Annotated in this window: 3 protein-coding genes; all 3 read left to right on the top strand. The window is 66.9% G+C overall.

Translation table 11 applies throughout. The features are described from left to right. The first annotated feature begins 361 nt into the window (after nt 1–361). The 3 genes from infC to rplT all read left to right on the top strand — a co-directional run bounded on the left by infC (nt 362) and on the right by rplT (nt 1,695). Entirely contained in the window at nt 362–1,018 is a 657-nt protein-coding gene (gene infC, locus NQ160_RS23455; protein WP_257517406.1) for a translation initiation factor IF-3, read from the top strand. Nucleotides 1,019–1,088: 70 nt separating this feature from the next. Further along, entirely contained in the window at nt 1,089–1,283 is a 195-nt protein-coding gene (gene rpmI, locus NQ160_RS23450; protein ID WP_257517405.1) for a 50S ribosomal protein L35, read from the top strand. Between the two features lie 31 nt (nt 1,284–1,314). After that, nucleotides 1,315–1,695, top strand: coding sequence for a 50S ribosomal protein L20 (gene rplT / locus NQ160_RS23445; RefSeq protein ID WP_257516416.1), 381 nt, complete (start codon nt 1,315–1,317; stop codon nt 1,693–1,695). Nucleotides 1,696–1,707 lie beyond the last annotated feature (12 nt).

Genomic DNA, 1,707 nt, shown 5'->3' with positions numbered 1-1,707 from the left:
CTTGCGGCGCGGTCCTGCTCCTCCCAGCGGGCCTGAGTCTCGGCATCCGGGGCACTTCCGTGCGCCGTCGGATCGTCTTGCCCATCGGGAATAGTGTTCACATCGCACTTTCTGCTAGACTTTCGCGGGCACCGGGGGTTTCTGCTCCCGGATGGAAAGAGGATCACATCCCACCCGCGCTTGCCGCTCCAGGCTACCGGGTCCACGCACTCCGCTCCGTCTCGTACGGGGTAGTCAGGGTGCAGAAGCCGGCGCTGATGCGCTGTGCGGGTGGAACGTGCGAATCTTCCGCCCGCGAGGGACCGCTGTAAGCGGATCGTCGCGGTGGCCGAACCTATTCGCTACGTAAGAGGAGTCCCGCATCAGCGATCCCCGCACCAACGACCGCATCCGCGTCCCCGAGGTCCGCCTCGTCGGACCCGCGGGTGAGCAGGTCGGCGTCGTCCGTATCGAGGTGGCGCTGCGCCTGGCCCAGGAGGCCGAACTCGACCTGGTCGAGGTGGCCCCGAACTCGAAGCCCCCCGTGGTCAAGATCATGGACTACGGCAAGTTCAAGTACGAGGCGGCGCAGAAAGCCAAGGAAGCGCGGCGCAATCAGGCGAACACCGTCCTCAAAGAGGTCCGGTTCCGTCTGAAGATCGAGGCGCACGACTACATAACCAAGCTCAAGCGCGCCGAGGGCTTCCTCCAGGCCGGCGACAAGGTGAAGGCCATGATCCTCTTCCGTGGGCGCGAGCAGTCGCGTCCCGAGCAGGGCGTGCGACTCCTCCGCAAGTTCGCCGAGGACGTCGCGGAGTACGGCACCGTCGAGTCGAGCCCGACCATCGACGGCCGCAACATGGTCATGGTCGTCGCCCCGCACAAGAACAAGTCCGAGGTCAAGACCGAGCAGAACGCCGCGCGCGCTGCCAACAAGGAAGCGGCGCGTTCCGCCCGCTCCGGCGGCGAGCACGACGAGCGCGGCGACGCCGAGCAGGCCGACGCCGGGCAGCCCGAGGGCGACCAGACGGCCGAATAGGCCCCACAGACCCCCGCACCGCGGGATACCGACTCCCGCCTGCGCGGGACCAGCAACGAAGGAAGAAGAGATGCCGAAGCAGAAGACCCATTCGGGTGCCAAGAAGCGCTTCAAGGTCACCGGAAGCGGCAAGCTCATGAAGCAGCAGGCCGGCATGCGCCACAACCTCGAGGGCAAGGCGAGCCGTCGCACCCGTCGCCTGAACCAGGAGCAGGTGCTTGCCCCGGGTGACGCGAAGGTCGCCAAGAAGCTGCTCGGTCTCTGAGCTCCCCCCGCACGTTAGGAAGTAGAAGAAAATGGCAAGAGTCAAGCGGGCTGTAAACGCCCACAAGAAGCGCCGCGTCATCCTCGAGCGCGCCTCCGGTTACCGGGGTCAGCGTTCGCGCCTGTACCGCAAGGCGAAGGAGCAGGTCACCCACTCGCTGGTCTACGCGTACCGTGACCGTCGCAAGCGCAAGGGCGACTTCCGTCGCCTGTGGATCCAGCGCATCAACGCCGCTGCCCGTCAGAACGGCATCACGTACAACCGCTTCATCCAGGGCCTGGGCCTGGCCGGCGTGCAGGTCGACCGCCGCATGCTCGCCGAGCTCGCCGTGAACGAGCCGGCCACGTTCGCCTCGCTCGTGCAGACGGCCAAGGCCGCGCTGCCCTCCGACGTCAACGCCCCCAAGGCCTGACCTCGCACTCCC

The sequence above is a fragment of the Microbacterium sp. zg.Y909 genome, from assembly GCF_024626565.1.
This window is presented reverse-complemented; position numbering and strand designations above follow the sequence as displayed.

Coding starts and splice junctions, on each gene's coding strand:
- rpmI (WP_257517405.1), top strand. CDS start 1,089: ATGCCGAAGCAGAAGACCCATTCGGGTGCCAAGAAGCGCTTCAAGGTC.
- rplT (WP_257516416.1), top strand. CDS start 1,315: ATGGCAAGAGTCAAGCGGGCTGTAAACGCCCACAAGAAGCGCCGCGTC.